Origin of the sequence: Bradyrhizobium sp. ma5 (assembly GCF_042258955.1) — a bacterium.
Lineage (GTDB): Bacteria > Pseudomonadota > Alphaproteobacteria > Rhizobiales > Xanthobacteraceae > Bradyrhizobium.
This window is the reverse complement of the sequence record NZ_CP170156.1, coordinates 4860958-4881871: the sequence shown is the minus strand read 5'-3', so window position 1 is coordinate 4881871 and position 20914 is coordinate 4860958. Positions and strand designations below refer to the sequence as shown.

Here is a 20914-nt window from a genome sequence, read left to right as displayed (position 1 = left end):
GCTCAGATCAGGAAGTGATCCTCCATCCATTGCATACCGGCGGCGTTGGCCTTGGTCACCACGGGACCATCGGTCACGACGTTCTTCGGAATGCCCTGGCCACTCTTCTCGCCGCCGACCACCGCCGCGACGCCCGCGACGATCGCACCGCCATGGATGCGGCAGGACGGATTGCGCACGGTTGCGAACATGCGGCCTTCGCTGACCGCCTGGATCGCCGGCGGCATGGCGTCGACGCCGCCGATCAGGATGTTGGTGCGGTTGTGCGCCTTCATGATGTTGGCGGCGGCAAGCGCCATGTCGTCATTGTGGAAGAACGCCGCGTCGATCTGCGGATATTTCGTCAGATAGGTTTCCCAGAGCCGGGCGGTCTTGGAGACGTCCCAGTCGGCGGGCTGGGTGTCCAGCACCTCGACGTTCGGGAACTGCTTGACGACCGAGTTGAAGCCCTTGGCGCGGCCCTGCGCGCCGGTGTGGCCGAGCGCGCCCTGGGTCATGATGACCTTGCCCTTGCCGCCGATCGCGTTGCACAGCGCCTGCGTCACCGAGGCGCCCATGAACTCGTTGTCCGGGGCAAGGAACGAATGGACGTTGATCTGGTCGAGCGGCGCGATCAGCGTGTCCATGTCGATCACGGGGGTGCCGGCGTCGATCATCTTTTGCACCGGCTGGGTCAGCGTGCCGATGCCGAACGCCTGGATCGCGACGAAATCCCATTTCTGCGACGCCATGTTGTCAATTGCGGCGCGCTGCTTGACGGCATCGAGCTGGCCGTCGAACCAGGTCACTTCGACGTTGAACAGCTTGCCCCAGAATTCTGCGGCCTGCTTGCCCTGCGCGCACCACGTCGCCTGCAATCCGGCGTTGGAGAACGCGGCTTTCAGCGGCTTTTCCGAACGTCCCATTTCGGCTGCGAGCGCGGACGTCGTCACGCCCATTCCGCCGAACAGGCCGGCCGCAGCTCCGCCTGCCGCCGCCAATTGCAGAAGGTCGCGCCGAGTCGTCGACGCCTTGTCCATCCCCTTGTCGGTTCCTGGCATTGTTTGCTCCCTCTTCGTTTTTCTGACCGTCGGCGTCAGTTGCACGCGCCGCGGATAAAGGGAGTGTGTCACAATCGGAACGGTGACGCTACGCCTTCGCGTCCACGAGATGTTTCTGCTGCAGCACGATGGCCTCGATGTCGCGAAGCAGCTTGTGCCACGCAGCATCGATCTCGTCAGACCATTGCTCGCCGACAATGTCGCGCAAGCAGTCCGCGATCACGGCGAAGAATGCGACGAACAATTCGCGCGGCGTCCCGTAGGCATCATGCGAGAACACTTCGGATTCGATCAGGCGAAAATGTCCGCGGCGCTCGCCCGCGAAATCGAGGATGGCTTCGATCGTCAACGCCAGCATCGAGCCCTTCACCGGCTCGCTGCCTTCGGTGCGAAACATCGCCTGCGCCTCGGGATGTTCGCGAAACAGGCGCTGGTACACGTGCGGCGTCAGATCATCGCAAGCCGCGGCTGCGAGTTCAAAGCTGCGTTCGATTGGATTCGATGATGGAGTCATAGTGCTTTGCGATCATCACATAAAAAAAGAGCAGGGCTCCAAGCCCTGCTCCAAAAATTGTGTCGACCCTATTTGCCCCAAAAATTCGATTTGATCTTGATTCATGGGGTGACGCTGCTTGTGCGCGTCGGGCTCCTCCCGAGACTTGGACCACCAGGACACACCTCGCGGCTGGCCTGAGCCCGAATTGGTAGACTATCTTTCCAGCCTTGTCATCATTTTCGGCAACGATTGTTCAAATTTCGAGCAGTTTGCGAAATGATTGGGATAGTGCCACCGGCAGTTGCGAAAGTGAGCTGAAAACACGTGACGGGGTAAGGGGATACAAAGGCCTGTGGAGTGGCCGTGACGCAAGTGTCACGCCCGGCAATTTCCGTCAGCCGGAAGAAATGCGCGAGGTCGATGATCTCGACTTCCGAGGCCTGTGGTGGTTAGTTCCGTTCCGGATGGGTTTTGCGATGCGCCGGCGGCTGAAGATTTTTCTGCCCATAGTCCTGGTTGCCCTGCTGGTGCAGATTTTCGCGCCGATAGGGGCCTGCTGGGCGACGAGCCTTGCCCTATCCGATCCACTCGCGGCTGCCACCATCTGCCATGGCAATGCCGGCTCCGGAGCCGGGCAGGGTGACCAGACCGGTCATGATGCCCACGACGGTTGTTGTTCCGCATGCAGCGTGCTGCAGACCGGAGCGCCCGTTGATAACCCCGTAATCACGGCTCACGCCGTCGAGCGGCCTTCGACGCGCATCGCCTGGCTTGATTTCGCCAACGAATTCGATCGCTCGCCGGCGCGCCTCTCCGCGCAAGCCCGCGCGCCGCCGCTGTTTTCCTGACGACGTTCTCGCTGCCGGTGCGCCTCGCGCGCCGGCGAGTGCCTTAGAGCAAGCCGGCCGAAGAGCCGGTGTCAGGATTCATCCATGTTTCGATTTCATCCGCGGGCCGGGGCCAGTGCGCTGACGCTGGGCTTTGCGCTTTCCACGCTTACAAGTTGGGCAGAGGCTCAGACGACGCTGCCGTCCGTCACGGTCGACGCACCGCAGGCCGCGCGCGCGAAACCGGCAAGGTCCAAGCCGAAGACGCGCGCGGTTGCCGCCCGGCGGCCGGCAAGGCCGCTGGCGCCCCTGGCCGTGGCGGCGGCCGGCCGTGCGCAGCGCATCACGCCCAGTGCGGCGCGGGATGGCCTGAACCAGGGGCCGGCCGGTCAGACCCAAACCACCATCGACCGCAGCCAGTTCGACAATCGGCCGTCCTTCTCGGTGGCGGACGTGTTGCGGGACAGTCCCGGCATCTCGATCAAACAGGGCAATGGCCCACGTGATTTCGGCATCTCGATCCGCGGGTCGAATGCGAGGAATGGCTTCGGCATCCGTAACCTCGTGATCTTCGACGACGGCTTTCCGGTCACCCAGCCGGACGGCCTGTCTCGCAGCGACCTGATTGATCCGCACGCCTATGGCGCGATCGACGTGGTCCGCGGGCCATCATCGGCGCTCTACGGCAACTATGCGACCGGCGGCGCGTTGAATTTCCGGACCCGGCCGGGCGGCACGATCGACGGCGTCGAATACGGCGTCGACGGCGGCAGCTTCGGCTATCTCAACAACTATCTGGCCGCGGGCAAGAAGGTCGGCAATTTCGAGGGCTCGCTGTTTGCGAGCGACGCGCGTGGCGACGGCTACATCGGCAACAGCTGGTTCAATACCCAGACCGTCAATTTCCTCGGCACTTTGCAGGTCACGCCGGACGACCGTTTCACGTTCAAGCTGATCAACAACGATTTGACGGCGCGCCTGCCGATCCGCTCGTCGCTCAATCAGTTCTACCAGAACCCGTTCCAGCAGGGCTGCACCACCGGCGCCACGGCTGCTCCTGGGTGTGGGGCCGTCTCTCTGTTCAACAACGGCTTCAACGGAACCAAGTCCACCGAGACTGCGGTTCAAGCTGGCCTCGGCCGAGATGACCACCGGACGATCGTTGGGGGGCGCTGGGAACACGATTTCGACAACACGACTACTTGGCGCAACCAATTCGTCTTCGACGACAGGAACATCAATCAGCCGACGGGATCGACCAGCGCGCTGGGTGACTATCCTTCGTACAACTTCATGAGCGATTTGACCAAGCGCGGCGAATTGTTCGGAATGGATTCGACCACGATGGTCGGGGGTTGGTACAACACCCTCACGACGACCGGTACGACCTGGAACGTTTCGCCCGCGGGCAATGCGACACTCGGACTGCCACAGAGCAGTCTGTATCAATCGACAACCAACTATGGCGTCCGGGCGCGGGAAGAAATCAAGCTTGTTCCGTCGGTGACGGCGATCGCTGGGATCGGCTGGGAAACGACCACGCTGAACGGTGTCAACACTGCGCTGTCCTATCCGGTCATCAACAATCCCGCAATCGTGGGAGCGACCGTGACGCAAGCGGCGCCTGTGTTCACCAACACCGCGCCGGAGTTCGCGCTCATTTACAAGCCGGATAACGAATGGCAGCTACGTGCTCGCGTAGCGACCGGCTACGGTACGCCGCAAGTCAGCAATCTGTTCGTTCTGCCGAATGGGTCATCGGGTAACAACACGTCGCTCAAGACCCAGACCAACCTCGGCTACGACCTTGGCGCGGATTGGTCGCCCAACAAGAGCGTGAAGGTTAGCGCCACCGCCTTCTACGAATTCTTCAACAATGAACTTGTTTCTCAGGCGACGCCTGTGGCGGGAATTACATACACCTTCAACGCACCGCGCTCGGAGCATCGCGGCGTTGAACTCGCCGCTCAATGGGGCTTTTATCAGGGGTGGCGGCTCACGGCGGCCTACACCTATCTGGACGAGGTATATACCGACTACACGGAAAGCATCAGCGGCTTCACATTCAATCGGGTCGGGAACAAGATTCCCGGCGTCTCGCCGAATGAGTTGACGACACGACTTGGCTATGACCAGCCGTCGGGTCCATTGCAGGGACTCGGCGGGTTCGTCGAAGTCCAGTGGAAGGATGGCTTTTACATGGACAACGCCAATCTCCTGAAGGCGCCGGGCTACGAGCTGGTCAATCTCAACGTTCACTACACGACGGATCTGATCTCCGACTATTTCAGGTCGCTGAATCTGTATTTCGAGGTGCGGAACGTGTTCGATCGAACCTACATCGCCTCGGCGAACAATATCGCCAACTCGGTGACGGCGGCGGGCGTTCAAAATCCCGCGAGCATACTGGCGAACTCGACCAACTCGATCTATGCCGGATCGCCGCGCGCCTTCGTGGCGGGCATGAAGATCGCGTTCAAGTGAGGAGCGCATCGATGACGTCTCGCAAGTCTGCGGCTTGGATCGTGCTGGCGACGGTCATGCTCGGGGCCTTGCCCAATATCGCCGGGGCGCAGATGAGCCACCAGCACGCCTCGGAAGCGGCGTGCGAGGAAACCGTCCTGCGCTGCGCGACCAAAGTCACGCCCGCCTTCGCGCCGGACGGGACACTGTGGCTCGCATGGATGGCCGGAGGTGAGATCTCCGTCGCGAGCTCGAAGGATCAGGGCAAGAGCTTTTCCGCGGCGGTGCAGGTGACCCGGGACCGGCTCAACCTGGATTGGGGGCCGGATGCGCGCCCGAAGCTTGCGATCGACGCCAAGGGAGGCATCGCGTTGGCTTTCTCGACCTTCCGCGATCAGGCCTTCAACGGCCAGGTGCTGACCTCGCGTTCGACCGATGGCGGGCGCAGCTTCGATCCGCCGAAGCCGATCAATACCAGCAACGAGAGCCAGCGGTTCGAGGCGATCGGCTTCGATCCTTCAGGTGCCGTGTTCGCCGTCTGGCTCGATAAGCGCAACCGCGTGCCGGCGCAGCAGCGCGGCCAGAAGTATGATGGTGCGGGATTGTTCTTTGCGACCTCGAAAGATGGTGGCGCGAGCTATTCCGACGCGCAGCTTGTGGCCGACAACACCTGCGAGTGCTGCCGTCTCGCCTTGGCGTTCGACGGTGCCGGCCATCCGGTGGTCGTGTTCCGGAACATTTTCGAAGGCGGCGTGCGCGACCATGCGATCGTGACATTCAACGATCTGGCAACGCCCGGCGATGTGCATCGGGTGAGCCGCGACGACTGGCAGATCGCGGCATGTCCGCACCATGGTCCCAGCCTGACCATTTCGTCCGCAGGAACCTACCATGTGACCTGGTACACGAATGGCAAGGCGCGCAAGGGATTGTTCTATGCGCGGTCACGCGACGGCGGCAAAACCTTCTCCGATCCGCTTCCGGTCGGTCAGCCGAACCGCAGCCCGTCGCGGCCGCAGATCGTCGCGGGGCCGCAGGGGCTTGCGATGGCCTGGAAGGAGTTCGACGGGCAGAAGACGTCGATCCATCTGATGACATCACACGACGATGGTGCGACGTGGTCGAAGCCAACTGATATCGCCGACACAGCCGACAGCTCCGACCATCCGCTGCTGGTCTCGGACAGCCGGCAGACCTACCTGTCGTGGATGACCAAGGCCGACGGCTACCACTTTCAAGCGATCGAGGGCGAACCATGAAACGTTATTTGCTCGCGGCCCTTGTCCTGCTCGCAACCCTGCCGTCCGCACTGGCGGCGGGCGAGGGCGCGCCGAAGCCGTTCGAACGCGGCAGCTGGCAAAAGCTGCTGCATGCGCACGCCGGCCATCCGACCCTGGTGCATTTCTGGGGTGTCACCTGCGGACCATGCAAGGTCGAGCTGCCGCAGCTTGGCCGGTTCATGAAGGATCATCCCGATATCGACGTCGTCACGATCAGCGCGGATTTGGTTCCGAACCTTCCGGAGGCGACGCGATCGATGCTGGATCAGGCCGGGCTCGCTTCAGCCGAGAACTGGATTTTCGGCGACGGCTTTGCCGAGCGACTGAGATTTGAGATCGATCCGGCGTGGCAAGGTGATATCCCGCGAACCATGCTGATTGCCCGTGACGGAACGATCACGACGATCGAAGGATCGGCCGAAATCGCCGATCTGAACAAATGGTCCGAGGCCCAGGCCGCAACAATCCGATAGCACAGCTACTTCAATCTGAAAGGAAGCCGCCACCATGAAATCGTTCTCTCGCATCCTCACCCTCGCGACGCTGACTGCCGCGCTCGTGTCGACGTCCGTACGCGCCGAGGACGTCAAGGCCGGCGACCTCGTGATCACGCAGGCGTGGACGCGTGCCACGCCGAACGGCGCCAAGATCGGCGGCGGCTATTTAACGATCGAGAACAAGGGGACGACGCCCGACCGGCTTGTTTCAGGCTCCGGCGACGTCGCAGGCAAGATCGAAGTCCACGAGATGTCGATGGACAACGGCGTCATGAAGATGCGTGCGCTCGACAAGGGACTGACCATCGAGCCGGGCAAGACCGTGAAGCTCGCACCGGGCGGCTATCACCTCATGATGTTCGACCTCAAGAACCCGCTGAAGCAGGGCGACAAGGTGCCGGTCACGCTCGAATTCGAGAAGGCCGGCAAGGTCTCGGTCTCGCTGGATGTCCAAGCCGTCGGGGCGCAAGCGCCCGGTGGCAGCGATCATTCCGGCCATGGCGACCATTCCGGTCACATGGACATGAAGAAGATGTGAGGAAGCCATGCGATCACACACGCTCCTCATTGCCACGGCGGCGCTGCTCGTAGCGCAGCCTGCGGTCGCCCATATCACGCTTGAGGGAAAACAGGCGGCGGTCGGCTCGTACTACAAGGCGGTCTTTGCCGTGCCGCATGGCTGCGCGGGATCGGCGACGATCAAGATCCGCGTGCAGATTCCGGAAGGCGTGATCGGGGTGAAGCCGATGCCGAAGCCCGGCTGGACCCTCGATACGGTCGCCGGCAAATATGCTGCCCAGTACGACTTTCACGGCGCCAAGCTCACCGAGGGCGTGAAGGAAGTCGCCTGGAGCGGTGGCAAGCTCTCCGACCAGAACTACGACGAGTTCGTGATGCAGACGTTTCTCACCGACACGCTGAAGGCGAATACCACGTTGTATTTTCCCGTCGTGCAGGAATGCGAGCAGGGCGTCAGCCGCTGGATCGATATTCCGGCCGAGGGGCAGGGCGGTGGGCACGACGGCAGCAAGACGCCGGCGCCCGGCCTCAAGCTGCTGCCGAAGTCGTAAGCCGTGCGGACGGTCGCAAGTCTTGTCGTTGCAAGTCTTGCCGCGTTGTTCGTGGCGCTGTGTCTTGCGACCTCGGCCGACGCGCATGCCGTCCTGATCGCCGCTGAGCCGGCGGACGGCAGCGTGGTGACGGAGGCACCGAAGATGGTGGTGCTCCGCTTCAACGAAGCGGTGGCGCCGACCGCGGTCAGCCTGCTCGACGCTGCGGGCAAGCCGCGCGACGTCAGGATCCGCACCGTCGATCAATCTGTCATGGTGACCCTGCCGGCGGACTTGCCTCAGGGTACACAGGTGGTCAGCTATCGCGTGGTGTCGCAGGACGGCCATCCGGTTGCGGGCTCGTTGTTGTTCTCGATCGGCGTCGTCACCGGCTCGGCGGCGCCAACTGGCGACGGCGTGCTGCATGCGCTGATCTGGCTGGCACGGCTCGGGCTCTATCTCGGACTGTTTGCCGGCGTCGGTGGTGTGTTCTTTGCCGCCTGGATCGGGCAGGGAGCAGCGGGTGGACGGCTGATCATGTGGTCGCTGGCGCTCGGCCTCATTGGCGCGATCGCCTCGCTTGGCTTGCAGGGTGTCGACCTGCTGAACCTGCCGATCACGGGCATCTTGACATGGGCGGCATGGGCCAGTGCTGCCGGCACCAGTTTGTTTCCCGCGCTGCTGCTCGCGATTGTCGCGATGTTGATCGCGGCGATCGCCTGGTGCAGTCCGTCGTTCGGCGCGGCCTGGATCAGCACCGCGGTCGCAATGATCTGCGTCGGGCTGTCGCTTTCGGTCAGCGGCCATGCCGCCACCGCTTCTCCGCAATGGCTGACGCGGACCGCGCTGTTCATCCATGGTGTTGGCCTCGCCTTCTGGATGGGGGCGCTCGGGCCGCTCGCCGTGCTGGCCTGGCAGCGCAAGGATTCGCTGCTGCGGGTGCTCCGGCGCTTTTCGACGCTCGCGATGCCGGTTGTTGCGTTGATCGCTCTGTCGGGCCTCGCACTTGCCGTCGTTCAGCTCGAAAGCTTTGGCGCGCTGATCGACACCGGGTACGGCAACGTCCTCCTCGCGAAACTTGTGCTGGTGTCGCTGTTGCTCACGCTCGCTGCGCTGAACCGGCTGGTGTTCACGCCGGCCATCGCGCGCGAATTTTACCGCACGCGGCCGCTGCAGCGCTCGATCGCGCTCGAGTTCGTACTGATGATCGCGATCCTCGGCCTCGTCGCGCCGTGGCGCTTCACGCCGCCGCCGCGCGTGCTGGCGATGTCGGACGACGTCCCGCTCGCGGTCCATATCCACACCGATGCCGCGATGTTCCAGGTGTTGATCGCGCCGGGCAGGGTCGGGCAGAACGATTTCGTGCTGCAGCTGATGAACGGCGATGCCAGCCCGTTCGCGGCCAAGGAGGCGACGCTGACGCTGAGCCTGCCGGATCGCGGCATCGAGCCGTTGGAACGCAGCGCAGCGCTCGGTCCCGACGGCTATTGGCACGTCAAGAAGGTGCCGTTGCCGGTCCCGGGCCGCTGGCACATGCAGATCGACGCCCTTGTGACCGATTTCAGGAAAGTGACGCTGGAAGACGATTTCGAGGTCAGGTAAACGCACGACCAGCGCGCCGGGCACGCCGGTGGGACGCAAATCGCCGAAATGGCGGAAAATCGCCTGATTTGAAGGGCTTTTGTCATTTGGCGGCCTTGTGTTTTCACAGCCGATCCGGTTTCACTGCTGCGCTTCCCACGCTTTCCTGATTCCCGAGTAACGCCATGCGATTGTCGCGGTTTTTCCTGCCCATCCTGAAAGAAAACCCGAAAGAGGCGGAGATCGTCTCGCATCGGCTGATGCTGCGCGCGGGCATGATGCGGCAAGAGGCCGCCGGCATCTATGCCTGGCTGCCGCTCGGCTTCCGGGTGCTGAAGAAGATCGAGCAGATCGTTCGCGAGGAGCAGAACCGTGCCGGCGCACTCGAGCTGCTGATGCCTACGCTGCAGCTTGCCGATCTCTGGCGTGAAAGCGGCCGCTACGACGCCTATGGTCCGGAGATGCTGCGCATCCTCGATCGTCACAAGCGCGAGTTGCTGTACGGACCGACCAACGAGGAGATGATCACCGAGATCTTCCGCTCCTACGTCAAGTCCTACAAGAACCTGCCGCTCAACCTCTACCACATCCAGTGGAAGTTCCGCGACGAGCAGCGTCCGCGCTTCGGCGTGATGCGTGGCCGCGAATTCCTGATGAAGGACGCCTATTCGTTCGACCTCGACGAGGCCGGTGCACGGCGCTCCTACAACAAGATGTTCGTGGCCTATTTGCGCACCTTTGCGCGGATGGGCCTGAAGGCGATCCCGATGCGGGCCGAGACCGGTCCGATCGGCGGCGATCTGAGCCACGAATTCATCGTGCTGGCGGAAACCGGCGAGTCCGGCGTGTTCATCAACCGCGATGTGCTGGACCTGCCGGTGCCGGGCGAGGACGTCGATTATGACGGCGATCTCACGCCGATCATCAAGCAGTGGACCTCGGTCTATGCTGCGACGGAGGACGTTCACGAGGCTGCACGCTTCGAGCAGGAAGTGCCTGAAGCAAAGCGGCTCAACACCCGCGGCATCGAGGTCGGCCAGATCTTCTATTTCGGCACCAAATATTCCGACACCATGAAGGCGATGGTGGCGGGCCCCGATGGCGTCGACGTGCCGATCCACGGCGGCTCCTACGGTGTCGGTGTGTCGCGCCTGGTCGGTGCCATCATCGAGGCCTGTCACGATGACGCCGGCATCAAGTGGCCCGAGGCGGTCGCGCCGTTCCGCGCTGCGATCCTCAACCTCAAGCAGGGCGATACCGCGGTCGACGGTGCCTGCGAGCAGCTCTATCGCGAGCTCTCGGCGAAGGGTGTCGACGTGCTCTACGACGACACCGATCAGCGCGCCGGTGCCAAGTTCGCCGCCGCCGATCTGATCGGTATCCCCTGGCAGATTCTCGTCGGACCCAAGGGGCTCGCGGAGGGCAAGGTCGAAGTGAAGCGCCGCAGCGACGGTTCACGAGAGAACATGAGCCCCGCGGACGTGGTCGCGAAGCTCGCGGGTTAAAGTTTATTCACGCCGTATCTATCGGCGGGGTAATCCGGCCACATTTGACCCGAATCATGGGATTATCGAGAGATGGATGAGACCATGAGCGAGCCAGTCCGTACCCCGCCGTTTGCGCCATTCGAATGGCTGCTGTCCGGACGCTATCTGCGCGCACGCCGCAAGGAAGGGTTCATCTCGGTCATCGCCGGCTTTTCCTTCCTCGGCATCATGCTCGGCGTTGCGACGCTGATCGTGGTGATGGCCGTCATGAACGGCTTCCGCAAGGAACTGCTCGACAAGATCCTCGGCCTCAACGGCCACCTTCTGGTGCAGCCGCTGGAATCGCCGCTGACCGACTGGAAGGACGTCGCCGATCGTATCAGCCAGGTGCAGGGCATCCGTCTCGCCGCGCCCGTCGTGGACGGACAGGGGCTCGGATCATCGCCGTTCAACGCGGCCGGCGTCTTCATCCGCGGTATTCGCGCCGACGATCTCAACAACCTCACCTCGATCGCCAAGAACATCAAGCAGGGCACGCTCGAGGGTTTTGACGAGGGGCAGGGGGTTGCGATCGGCCGCCGGCTTGCCGACCAGCTCTCGCTGCATGCCGGCGACATGATCACGCTGGTCTCGCCGAAGGGCGCGGTGACGCCGATGGGCACCACGCCGCGCATCAAGCCCTACAAGATCACGGCGGTGTTCGAGATCGGCATGTCGGAATACGATTCGACCTTCGTGTTCATGCCGCTGGCCGAGGCGCAGGCCTATTTCAACCGCAACAACGACGTGTCCTCGATCGAGGTGTTCACCACCAATCCGGACAAGATCGACACCTACCGCAAGCTGGTGACGGAGGCGGCCGGGCGGCCGGTCTTTCTGGTCGACTGGCGGCAGCGCAATTCGACCTTCTTCAACGCGCTGCAGGTCGAACGCAACGTGATGTTCCTGATCCTGACCATGATCGTGCTGGTCGCGGCGCTCAACATCGTCTCGGGACTGATCATGCTGGTGAAGGACAAGGGCCAGGACATTGCGATCCTGCGCACCATGGGCGCCTCGCAAGGATCGATCATGCGGATTTTCCTGATCACCGGCGCCTCGATCGGCGTGGTCGGAACGCTGACCGGGTTTGCGGTCGGCATGCTGATCTGCCTGAACATCGAATCGATCAGGCAGTTCCTGTCATGGCTCACCAACACCGAGCTGTTCTCGCCGGAGCTGTATTTCCTTTCCAAGCTGCCGGCTGAGGTCGATTTCGGCGAGACGCTTGCCGTCGTGATCATGGCGCTGACGCTGTCCTTCCTGGCGACGCTCTACCCGTCGTGGCGCGCCGCGCGCCTCGATCCGGTCGAAGCGCTCCGGTACGAATAGGGGCGCACATGGCAGAGGGGGCGGAAGACGTACCGGTTGTCTATCTTCATGATATCAAGCGGGAATACAGGCAGGGCGAAGCGACGCTGACGATCCTGAACGGCGCCAAGCTCGCGCTGTGGCCCGGTCAATCGGTCGCGCTGGTGGCGCCGTCGGGATCCGGCAAGTCGACGCTGCTGCACATCGCGGGCCTGCTGGAGAGTCCCGATGAGGGTGAGGTCTATGTCGCGGGCACGCCGACCTCGCAGATGTCCGACATCGACCGCACGCAGATTCGCCGCTCCGATATCGGCTTCGTCTATCAGTCGCACCGGCTGCTGCCGGAGTTCTCGGCGCTCGAGAACGTCATGCTGCCGCAGATGATTCGTGGCCTCAAGCGCTCCGAGACCGTGAAACGCGCGACTGAGATTCTCGCCTATCTCGGGCTTGGCGACCGCATCACCCATCGTCCCGCCGAACTCTCGGGTGGCGAACAGCAACGCGTGGCGATCGCGCGCGCGGTTGCGAACGCACCGCGGGTGCTGTTTGCGGACGAGCCGACCGGGAATCTGGATCCGGGGACAGCCGATCACGTCTTCAACGCGCTGATGCAGCTCGTGAAGGCGACCCGGGTAGCGATGCTGATCGCGACCCACAACATGGATCTCGCTGCGCGGATGGATCGCCGGGTGTCGCTGTCGAACGGACAGGTCGTCGAACTCGAATAGCGTTTCGCGCGAAGCGGGTCGCAGTTCGTGTGAAGAACACACGCTAAGCACAGGAATCTAGGGTTTTTTCCGCCCTGCTTCAGTCGGAATGGAAGGGGCTTGAGCCCTCAATAGGCGGGCCGAGGCCGTCTGCCGGACTGGCTCGGCCGACGATCGATCGGCGGCCCGGCATAATACGGATTGTTGATGCACATCGCGGCGAGGCCGGACGCTGAGGCGCGGCACTGCTCCAGCGACGTGTAGCCGCAGTCGGTGTCCTCGCCGCCCCACCGGTAGTTCGTCTTGCAGACCGGCGAGGTCGAATCGTATTTCTGGGCATTGGCTGGCGTGCTTGCGATCGTACCCAGCACCAAGAGCGCCGGAAACAGTGCCAGAATCAGGTTTTGCATCGGAAGCTCCAATCGATCTGGCGCCGGCAACGCGAGCGCTGAATGTCCATGCAAATAGGCGCCCGCGTGCGGGGGCGATCAACTCACATTCCTGCGGCGACGACGCCGGACCGGGCGTCAGTGAATGAAAAGGTCGAAGAAATTGCCCTCACGGCGGTCGCGCGGTGAGGCGTGCAGATAGGAGCGCGGGTCGTTGTCGCCGGCATAATAGGGGTTGGCGATGCAGTTCTGTCCGATGCCCGAGGCGGTCGCGAGGCACGCTTCATAGGACGGATAGGAACAGTTGCTCAGGCCGGGATAGCGGTCGCCCTGGATGCAGAACGGGTAGCGCACGCCGACGGCATAGGAGGGCGTAGTACCAAGCGTAGCGAGCGCGACCACAGACGCCGTAGCAGCAAGAATCATCGTCCGCATGTGCATTCCTTATCGCTGCGAGGATTCGATCTCGGCGACGATCCAAATCGGACAAGCCGGTTCCGGTCAACACGATCTTGCGGGCAGCTTGCCCACGCAGTTTTGAATTGTGAAAATTGTGCGGCAGCTATGTGGCAAAAGTTCCAAGAAGTGCTTGTAACGCAGTATTAACTTCAAATTTGAGCGAAGTCGTTTGGGCCTGCCTGTTGCAGCGAAGTTACAGCAATTCCGACGGGGGCTGCTATGACGGTGTCTCGCGGCCTTGGGGGCCTGTAGAAAAAGTTGGAACGGGAAAATGAAAAAGATTTTGCTTGTCACCGCCAGCCTGCTCGCGCTCAGCGCGACCGCTGCCTCTGCGGCTGACCTCGCGGCTCGCCCTTACACGAAGGCTCCGCCGCCCATGGTTGCCGCTGTTTATGATTGGACCGGCTTCTACATCGGTATCAACGGTGGTTGGGGCCAGAGCCACGACAACCGTTCGGTCGACGGCATCGGCCAGGCTGGCAGCTACGATGCCAACGGCGGCACCGTCGGTGGCCAGGTTGGCTACCGCTGGCAGACCGGCGGCTGGGTCTGGGGTCTGGAAGCTCAGGGCAACTGGGCTGACTTCTCCGGCAGCACCGGCAACCTGCTCGTCCCGGGCGGCACCGTCCGCTCGAAGACCGATGCGTTCGGCCTGTTCACCGGTCAGATCGGCTACGCCTGGAACAACGTCCTGCTGTACGCCAAGGGCGGTGCTGCGGTCACCGATCGCAACTACCAGTTCCTGGCTCCCGGCGGCGCGCTGGCTTCCTCGACCGGTTACGACACCCGTTGGAGCCCGACGGTCGGCGTTGGCCTCGAGTTCGCCTTCTCGCAGGGCTGGTCGCTCGGCATCGAATACAACCACATCTTCGAAGACACGCACGGTGCGACCTTCGTGACCCCGGCTGGCGTTGCCGTGGCCGGCTTCCACACCGGTGGCGACACCGACATGGTCCTCGGCCGTCTGAACTACAAGTTCGGTGGCCCGATGATCGCGCGTTACTGATCGCTCGCTTAATCCAAGCGGCATCGAAAACCCCGGGCTTCGGCCCGGGGTTTTTTGTTGGCCTGGCGGATTACCCATTGTGGCAAGTGGGCGGGGACGAAAAATGGGGGCATATTTGTTCCCATGGGACAGTGGCTAAAGGCGGCCTTGGTCATTTTCGGCTTGTGCGCCGGATGGATGGTCATTGGTTACCTGGCCTTCGATGCTGATGACGATGACGTCGTCCAGACCATCGTGGCGCATAAAAAATCGCACAAATGACCCTAAGCGGCCCAGAGGCCCAACCAGTTCGCCACGCGGATCATTGATATCGCTACGGGCGAGGCGCCTGACAGCGATCCTACGCCGGAGGAAGAGGGCAAAGAGCGGGGATGAAGCTCTGGAATGAGCGCGCGCGAAGTCGCAGGGCTGGAGAATAGAACCAATGGCGCTGCCAGCTCCCGCCACGATTAACCAAGGGATTTTCTTTCGGGGGCAGTTTTCAAACTGACCCACTACCCTCGCTTGACTCCAAGAACAAAAAAGGAACAATGTTCTGCATACGTTCCAGTTCAGGGAGAGCGGCCATGTTGAAGATCTTCGTGCAGGAAGCTGCAGCGCTGGCATCGATCACGCTGTTCGTCGGGATGATCGCGGTTTGGGCCCAGCTGATCACTCAGTTCTGAAAATGCGCCCGCGGGGCAGGGGCATAGCTTGCTTCTGGGGAAAAGCAGGACGACCTGCCGCCACGCCGGGTTCGGCGTGGACTTGGCAGGGCCCAAGCCCCACGATGGGGATGCGAGTCGGGTCTGAAGCGTTCGAGTTCCGGCTTTGGCACTCGCGCCATCCCTGACTTCAAGAGATCCCGTAAGCAGCCATGCCGAATGCCGGATTCGTTCATCTCCACGTCCATTCCGCCTATTCGCTGCTGAAGGGCTCGATCAAGATCGCCAAGCTCGGCGAGCTCGCCAAGGCTGACCGCCAGCCGGCGCTGGCGCTCACCGACACCGACAACATGTTCGGGGCGCTGGAATTCTCCGACAAGATGGCCGGCTACGGCATCCAGCCGATCGTCGGCTGCGAAGTTGCGGTGGATTTTGGCGACGTCGACCCCAATACGCGGAGCATCCTGGCGACGACCGGGCCGACGCGAATCGTGCTGCTGGCGGCCCGCGAGCGCGGGTACCAGAACCTGATGCGGCTGAACTCGCGGGCGTTCCTGGAGACGCCGGTGAACCAGACGCCGCACATCAAGCTCGACTGGCTCACCGACGCCGCCGAGGATTTGATCGCTCTGACCGGCGGGCCCGACGGGCCGATCGCGCTGGCGCTGCGTGCCGAGCAGGCGGCGCTGGCCGCGACCCGCTGCGAACGTCTGGCGAGCCTGTTCGGCGATCGTCTCTACGTCGAATTGCAACGCCACGGCATCGATAAGGAGCGCCGCACTGAGGGCGGCCTGATCGATCTCGCCTACAGCAAGGGCCTGCCGCTAGTCGCGACCAACGAGCCGTATTTCGCCACCAGTGACGACTACGAATCGCATGATGCGCTGCTGTGCATCGCCGGCGGCCACCTGATCGCCGAGACCAACCGCGAGCAATTGACCCCCGATCACCGCTTCAAGACCCGTGCGGAGATGGCGGTGCTGTTCGCCGATATTCCGGAGGCGCTGGCCTCGACGGTGGAGATCGCCGAGCGCTGCTCGTTCCGCCCGAAGACCCGCAAGCCGATCCTGCCGTTCTTCACCGTCGGTGCCGCGGCGAGCTCCGACGCCGCCGCCGACGAAGCCGCCGAGCTGAAGCGCCAGGCCGAAGAGGGCCTCGCCAACCGCCTGCGGGTGCACGGTCTCTCGCCGGGCATGACCGAGGAGGACTACGCCAAGCGGCTTGCCTTCGAGCTCGACGTCATCACCCGCATGAAATACGCGGGCTACTTCCTGATCGTCTCGGACTTCATCAAATGGGCGAAGGCGCAGGGCATTCCGGTCGGACCAGGCCGCGGCTCGGGCGCGGGCTCACTGGTCGCCTGGGTGCTCACCATCACCGACCTCGATCCGATGCGCTTCGCATTGCTGTTCGAACGCTTCCTCAATCCCGAGCGCGTCTCGATGCCGGACTTCGACATCGACTTCTGCCAGGACCGCCGCGGCGAGGTGATCCAATACGTGCAGGAGCGCTACGGTCGCGACCAGGTGGCGCAGATCATCACCTTCGGTACGCTGCAGGCGCGCGGCGTGCTGCGCGACGTCGGGCGCGTGCTGCAGATGCCGTACGGGCAGGTCGACAAGCTGACCAAGCTGGTGCCGCAGAATCCCGCGGCTCCGGTGACGCTGGCGCAGGCGATCGAAGGCGAGCCCAAGCTGCAGGCGTTCCGCGACGAGGATCCGGTGGTGGCGCGCGCGTTCGACATCGCGCAGCGCCTCGAGGGTCTGACGCGCCACGCCTCGACCCACGCCGCAGGTATCGTGATCGGTGATCGGCCGCTGAGCGAGCTGGTGCCGATGTACCGCGATCCGAAATCCGACATGCCGGTCACCCAGTTCAACATGAAATGGGTCGAGCCGGCGGGCCTCGTGAAGTTCGACTTCCTCGGCCTCAAGACGCTGACGGTGCTCGATGTCGCGGTCAAGCTGCTCAAGCAGCGTAACGTTGACGTCGACCTCGCGACACTGCCGATCGACGATGCGCCGAGTTACCAGATGCTGGCCCGGGGCGACGTCGTCGGCGTGTTCCAGGTGGAAAGCCAGGGCATGCGGCGCGCGCTGATCGACATGCGGCCCGACCGCTTCGAGGACATCATCGCGCTGGTCGCGCTGTATCGCCCGGGCCCGATGGCGAACATCCCGACCTATTGCGCGCGCAAGCACGGCGATGAGGAGTCGGAATATCTGCATCCGATCCTTGAGCCGATCCTGAAGGAGACCTTCGGCGTCATCATCTACCAGGAGCAGGTGATGCAGATCGCGCAGCAGATGGCGGGCTATTCGCTCGGCCAGGCCGACCTGCTGCGCCGCGCGATGGGCAAGAAGATCCGCGCCGAGATGGACAAGCAGCGCGACATCTTCGTCGCCGGCGCGATGAAGAACGGCGTTGGGAAGGGGCAGGCGGAGACGATCTTCGAGCTGCTCGCCAAGTTCGCCGATTACGGCTTCAACAAGAGCCACGCGGCGGCCTATGCGCTGGTGTCGTACCACACCGCCTATATGAAGGCGCATTATCCGGTCGAGTTCCTCGCGGCGTCGATGACGCTCGAACTCAACAATACCGACAAGCTCTCCGAATTCCGCTCCGAGGCGCAGCGCCTCGGCATCAAGGTCGAAGCGCCCAACATCAATCGCTCCGGCCCGACCTTCGAGGTCAGCGGCAACACGATCTACTACGCGCTCGCCGCGCTGAAGGGTGTCGGCATCCAGGCGGTCGAGCAGATCATCGAGGAGCGCAACAAGAAGGGCGCCTTCACCTCGCTCGCCGATTTCGCAGCAAGGGTGAGCCCGCGCGCCGTCAACAAGCGGATCATCGAAAGCCTTGCGGCGGCCGGCGCGTTCGACACGCTGGACCCGAACCGGGCCCGCGTGTTCGCCGGCGCCGATGCGATACTGGCCGCCTGCCAGCGCAGCCACGAGGCGGCAACCTCAGGCCAGAACGACATGTTCGGCAGCGCTCCGGATGCGCCGAGCATCATGCTGCCGCAGGTCGAGCCATGGCTGCCCGCGGACCGGCTGCGGCGCGAATATGATGCGATCGGCTTCTTCCTGTCGGGTCATCCGCTCGACGACTATGCGACCGCGCTGAAGCGGCTGCGCGTGCAATCCTGGGCGGAATTCTCGCGTGCGGTGAAGACCGGCGCCACGGCCGGCAAGGTCGCGGCAACCGTGGTGTCGCGGATGGAGCGGCGCACCAAGACCGGCAACAAGATGGGCATCATGGGGCTGTCGGATCCGACCGGCCATTTCGAGGCGGTGTTGTTCTCCGAGGGCCTCGCGCAGTACCGCGATGTGCTGGAGCCTGGGGCGGCCGTGCTGTTGCAGCTCGGCGCCGAGCTGCAGGGCGAGGACGTGCGAGCGCGGGTGCTGCACGCCGAGCCGCTCGATCACGCCGCGGCGAAGACGCAAAAGGGCCTGCGAATCTTCGTGCGCGACACCAAGCCGCTGGAGTCGATCGCGCGCCGGCTCAACATGCCGGACGCCGCGCCCGCCCCGGGTGGCGCCGCAAGGCCACCGGCGGTCAAGCCCGCACCGTCGGCAGCGCCGGCAGGTGCTGCCGACGGCGACGTCTCGCTGGTGATGATGCTGGATCTCGAGACTGAGGTCGAAATGAAGCTGCCCGGCCGCTACAAGGTCTCGCCGCAGATCGCCGGCGCGATCAAGGCGGTCACGGGCGTGGTCGACGTGCAGACGCTTTAGACGACGATCCCGGCGACGCTGCGGAAAACCAATGGCTTTGGCTTAAGCACTATTGCAACCACACCGTGCTTCTTTCTATGGCCGCGCCTGCTGGGAATTTCGGGGGCGGGATGTTTGGACGTTACGCGGCCTTGCTGGCCGGTGTGTTGATGGTGTCGGGCTGCGTGAGCGATGGTGTCGGCACCAACTATGCGGCGGTCTCGCAGAAGTTCGGGCCGCCGAAGCCGGGGCATTCCCGCGTCGTCGTGCTGCAGGAAAAGCGCAAGGGACTGAGCATGGCGATCTGTGCCTGCGACGTGAAGCTCGATGGCGAGCCGATCGGCGAGGTCGCCATCGGCACTTATGCATTCGCCGATCGGTCCGCCGGCCGGCACCAGTTGGTCGCCAGCGAGGTGATGTTTCCCGGCGAGACCACGCACAATTTCACGACCGAGCCGGGCCGCACCTATTTCTTTCTGGTGAAATCGAGCGAGCGGCATGATGCCGTCACCGGCGTGACGATGGTGGGAGGTCTGGTCGGTGCCGTCGTTGCATCGGCCGCGACTTCGACCGCCGGCAATCCCGGGCCGGGCGATTTCGTTGTACTGGACGAGGCGACCGCGCGCACGACGCTGGCGGACCTGCAATTGGCGCAATAGGGGGCGTCCGGCCGGGCTCCTGACGGGGGCTCTTGTCGGCCACATCGGACCAGTTTTGGCCAAAACGGGCCAGTTCCGGGGCTCAAAGAGCCCATCCGGCCGGCGTAACCGGCCGTATTTCCTTGCTTCTGGCGCAAATCGCGCTATATAGCGCGCCATCTCACACGGAAACATGGCTCTCAAAGGCCGTCCGGTGGCAACCGGGCCATTCAGGCTCGTTTGCTCACACGTTTCCGGAGGAACCAACCGGAGAATTAGATCTATGTCGCTGCCCGAATTCAACATGCGTCAGCTTTTGGAAGCCGGCGTTCACTTTGGCCATCAGTCCCACCGCTGGAACCCGAAGATGCAGGATTACATCTTCGGCGCCCGCAACAACATCCACATCATCGACCTCGCGCAGACCGTGCCGATGCTGCACCGTGCTCTGCAGGCGGTCAGCGATACCGTCGCCAAGGGCGGCCGTATCCTCTTCGTCGGCACTAAGCGCTCGGCCCAGGACGGCGTTGCCGATGCGGCCAAGCGTTCGGCCCAGTACTTCGTCAACTCGCGCTGGCTCGGCGGCACGCTGACCAACTGGAAGACGATCTCGGCCTCGATCAAGCGCCTGCGCCATCTCGACGACGTGCTGTCGTCGGGCGACGCCAGCTCCTACACCAAGAAGGAGCGCCTGACCCTGCAGCGCGAGCGCGACAAGCTCGACCGCTCGCTCGGCGGCATCAAGGACATGGGCGGTCTTCCCGACATGATCTTCGTGATCGATACCAACAAGGAAGACATCGCGATCCAGGAAGCCCAGCGGCTCAACATCCCGGTCGCTGCGATCGTCGACACCAATTCGGACCCCAAGGGCATCACCTATGTGGTGCCGGGCAATGACGACGCCGGCCGCGCGATCTCGCTGTATTGCGATCTCGTGGCGCGCGCCGCCATCGACGGCATCTCGCGCGCCCAGGGCGATTCCGGAATCGATATCGGCGCGTCGGCTGCGCCCGTGCAGGAAGAGCTCCCGGCGGCTGCGCCGTCCGGCTTCCAGGGCCTCGCTGGTCCGCGCGGCACCGCCGACAACCTCAAGAAGCTTACCGGCGTGTCCGGTACGATCGAGAAGAAGCTCAACGACCTCGGTATCTTCCACTACTGGCAGCTCGCCGAGCTCGACCACGACACCGCGCACAAGATCGGCGAAGAAGTTGGTCTGCCGAGCCGTGCCGACGCTTGGGTTGCCCAGGCCAAGACGCTCGCCGAAGCGGAATAAAAGTTACGC

Annotated in this window: 19 protein-coding genes; 15 read left to right on the top strand and 4 right to left on the bottom strand. The window is 63.3% G+C overall.

Annotated features, from left to right (window positions below; all coding sequences use genetic code 11):
- Positions 1-2: 2 nt before the first annotated feature.
- Positions 3-1040: a sugar ABC transporter substrate-binding protein gene (locus ACE103_RS22620; RefSeq protein ID WP_375774958.1), complete on the bottom strand. Its 1038-nt coding sequence runs from the start codon at positions 1038-1040 to the stop codon at positions 3-5.
- Positions 1041-1128: 88 nt separating this feature from the next.
- Positions 1129-1554 (bottom strand): globin, encoded by a 426-nt coding sequence (locus ACE103_RS22615; protein ID WP_375774957.1) that lies wholly within the window; start codon positions 1552-1554, stop codon positions 1129-1131.
- Positions 1555-1943: 389 nt separating this feature from the next.
- Between ACE103_RS22615 and ACE103_RS22610 the strand changes: the two genes are divergently transcribed.
- The 10 genes from ACE103_RS22610 (at position 1944) to ACE103_RS22565 (ending at position 12798) form a co-directional block, all read left to right on the top strand.
- Positions 1944-2384, top strand: coding sequence for a DUF2946 domain-containing protein (locus tag ACE103_RS22610; RefSeq protein WP_375774956.1), 441 nt, complete (start codon positions 1944-1946; stop codon positions 2382-2384).
- An 84-nt stretch (positions 2385-2468) separates the two neighbouring features.
- The gene (locus ACE103_RS22605; protein ID WP_375774955.1) at positions 2469-4847 is read left to right on the top strand and encodes a TonB-dependent receptor family protein; all 2379 of its coding nucleotides are present in this window, start codon (positions 2469-2471) and stop codon (positions 4845-4847) included.
- 11 nt (positions 4848-4858) lie between these two features.
- A complete protein-coding gene (locus ACE103_RS22600) occupies positions 4859-6085 on the top strand; it encodes an exo-alpha-sialidase (protein WP_375774954.1) in 1227 nt (408 codons plus the stop codon).
- Positions 6082-6579, top strand: coding sequence for a TlpA disulfide reductase family protein (locus ACE103_RS22595; protein WP_223967263.1), 498 nt, complete (start codon positions 6082-6084; stop codon positions 6577-6579). The genes ACE103_RS22600 and ACE103_RS22595 overlap by 4 nt, the downstream gene beginning before the upstream one ends.
- A 34-nt stretch (positions 6580-6613) precedes the next feature.
- On the top strand, positions 6614-7141 hold the full coding sequence (locus ACE103_RS22590) for a copper chaperone PCu(A)C (protein WP_223967264.1): 528 nt from the start codon (positions 6614-6616) through the stop codon (positions 7139-7141).
- 7 nt (positions 7142-7148) lie between these two features.
- The gene (locus ACE103_RS22585) at positions 7149-7673 is read left to right on the top strand and encodes a YcnI family protein (RefSeq protein WP_375774953.1); all 525 of its coding nucleotides are present in this window, start codon (positions 7149-7151) and stop codon (positions 7671-7673) included.
- A gap of 3 nt (positions 7674-7676) precedes the next feature.
- On the top strand, positions 7677-9254 hold the full coding sequence (locus ACE103_RS22580; RefSeq protein ID WP_375774952.1) for a copper resistance CopC/CopD family protein: 1578 nt from the start codon (positions 7677-7679) through the stop codon (positions 9252-9254).
- A gap of 164 nt (positions 9255-9418) precedes the next feature.
- Complete coding sequence (proS, locus tag ACE103_RS22575) at positions 9419-10738, top strand: proline--tRNA ligase (RefSeq protein WP_375774951.1); 1320 nt, start codon at positions 9419-9421, stop codon at positions 10736-10738.
- A gap of 72 nt (positions 10739-10810) precedes the next feature.
- On the top strand, positions 10811-12091 hold the full coding sequence (locus ACE103_RS22570) for a lipoprotein-releasing ABC transporter permease subunit (RefSeq protein WP_021079195.1): 1281 nt from the start codon (positions 10811-10813) through the stop codon (positions 12089-12091).
- 8 nt (positions 12092-12099) lie between these two features.
- A complete protein-coding gene (locus ACE103_RS22565) occupies positions 12100-12798 on the top strand; it encodes an ABC transporter ATP-binding protein (protein WP_092114618.1) in 699 nt (232 codons plus the stop codon).
- A gap of 107 nt (positions 12799-12905) precedes the next feature.
- Here the strand turns inward: ACE103_RS22565 and ACE103_RS22560 are convergent, their stop codons facing one another.
- On the bottom strand, positions 12906-13187 hold the full coding sequence (locus ACE103_RS22560; protein ID WP_375774950.1) for a DUF3551 domain-containing protein: 282 nt from the start codon (positions 13185-13187) through the stop codon (positions 12906-12908).
- Positions 13188-13304: 117 nt separating this feature from the next.
- Positions 13305-13601, bottom strand: coding sequence for a DUF3551 domain-containing protein (locus ACE103_RS22555; protein ID WP_223967270.1), 297 nt, complete (start codon positions 13599-13601; stop codon positions 13305-13307).
- A gap of 295 nt (positions 13602-13896) precedes the next feature.
- Between ACE103_RS22555 and ACE103_RS22550 the strand changes: the two genes are divergently transcribed.
- The 5 genes from ACE103_RS22550 (at position 13897) to ACE103_RS22530 (ending at position 20905) form a co-directional block, all read left to right on the top strand.
- Positions 13897-14631 (top strand): outer membrane protein, encoded by a 735-nt coding sequence (locus ACE103_RS22550; protein WP_223967271.1) that lies wholly within the window; start codon positions 13897-13899, stop codon positions 14629-14631.
- A gap of 57 nt (positions 14632-14688) precedes the next feature.
- Positions 14689-14892, top strand: coding sequence for a hypothetical protein (locus ACE103_RS22545; protein WP_223967272.1), 204 nt, complete (start codon positions 14689-14691; stop codon positions 14890-14892).
- A gap of 595 nt (positions 14893-15487) precedes the next feature.
- Positions 15488-19012: a DNA polymerase III subunit alpha gene (gene dnaE, locus ACE103_RS22540; RefSeq protein ID WP_375774949.1), complete on the top strand. Its 3525-nt coding sequence runs from the start codon at positions 15488-15490 to the stop codon at positions 19010-19012.
- A 110-nt stretch (positions 19013-19122) separates the two neighbouring features.
- Positions 19123-19650 carry a DUF2846 domain-containing protein gene (locus ACE103_RS22535; RefSeq protein WP_375774948.1) on the top strand — a complete coding sequence of 176 codons (528 nt, stop codon included), beginning with the start codon at positions 19123-19125 and terminating at the stop codon, positions 19648-19650.
- Positions 19651-19912: 262 nt separating this feature from the next.
- Positions 19913-20905 carry a 30S ribosomal protein S2 gene (locus ACE103_RS22530; protein WP_223967275.1) on the top strand — a complete coding sequence of 331 codons (993 nt, stop codon included), beginning with the start codon at positions 19913-19915 and terminating at the stop codon, positions 20903-20905.
- The last annotated feature ends 9 nt before the right edge of the window (positions 20906-20914 follow it).

Coding starts and splice junctions, on each gene's coding strand:
- ACE103_RS22620 (WP_375774958.1), bottom strand. CDS start 1,040: ATGCCAGGAACCGACAAGGGGATGGACAAGGCGTCGACGACTCGGCGC.
- ACE103_RS22615 (WP_375774957.1), bottom strand. CDS start 1,554: ATGACTCCATCATCGAATCCAATCGAACGCAGCTTTGAACTCGCAGCC.
- ACE103_RS22610 (WP_375774956.1), top strand. CDS start 1,944: ATGCGCGAGGTCGATGATCTCGACTTCCGAGGCCTGTGGTGGTTAGTT.
- ACE103_RS22605 (WP_375774955.1), top strand. CDS start 2,469: ATGTTTCGATTTCATCCGCGGGCCGGGGCCAGTGCGCTGACGCTGGGC.
- ACE103_RS22600 (WP_375774954.1), top strand. CDS start 4,859: ATGACGTCTCGCAAGTCTGCGGCTTGGATCGTGCTGGCGACGGTCATG.
- ACE103_RS22595 (WP_223967263.1), top strand. CDS start 6,082: ATGAAACGTTATTTGCTCGCGGCCCTTGTCCTGCTCGCAACCCTGCCG.
- ACE103_RS22590 (WP_223967264.1), top strand. CDS start 6,614: ATGAAATCGTTCTCTCGCATCCTCACCCTCGCGACGCTGACTGCCGCG.
- ACE103_RS22585 (WP_375774953.1), top strand. CDS start 7,149: ATGCGATCACACACGCTCCTCATTGCCACGGCGGCGCTGCTCGTAGCG.
- proS (WP_375774951.1), top strand. CDS start 9,419: ATGCGATTGTCGCGGTTTTTCCTGCCCATCCTGAAAGAAAACCCGAAA.
- ACE103_RS22570 (WP_021079195.1), top strand. CDS start 10,811: ATGGATGAGACCATGAGCGAGCCAGTCCGTACCCCGCCGTTTGCGCCA.
- ACE103_RS22565 (WP_092114618.1), top strand. CDS start 12,100: ATGGCAGAGGGGGCGGAAGACGTACCGGTTGTCTATCTTCATGATATC.
- ACE103_RS22560 (WP_375774950.1), bottom strand. CDS start 13,187: ATGCAAAACCTGATTCTGGCACTGTTTCCGGCGCTCTTGGTGCTGGGT.
- ACE103_RS22555 (WP_223967270.1), bottom strand. CDS start 13,601: ATGCGGACGATGATTCTTGCTGCTACGGCGTCTGTGGTCGCGCTCGCT.
- ACE103_RS22550 (WP_223967271.1), top strand. CDS start 13,897: ATGAAAAAGATTTTGCTTGTCACCGCCAGCCTGCTCGCGCTCAGCGCG.
- dnaE (WP_375774949.1), top strand. CDS start 15,488: ATGCCGAATGCCGGATTCGTTCATCTCCACGTCCATTCCGCCTATTCG.
- ACE103_RS22535 (WP_375774948.1), top strand. CDS start 19,123: ATGTTTGGACGTTACGCGGCCTTGCTGGCCGGTGTGTTGATGGTGTCG.
- ACE103_RS22530 (WP_223967275.1), top strand. CDS start 19,913: ATGTCGCTGCCCGAATTCAACATGCGTCAGCTTTTGGAAGCCGGCGTT.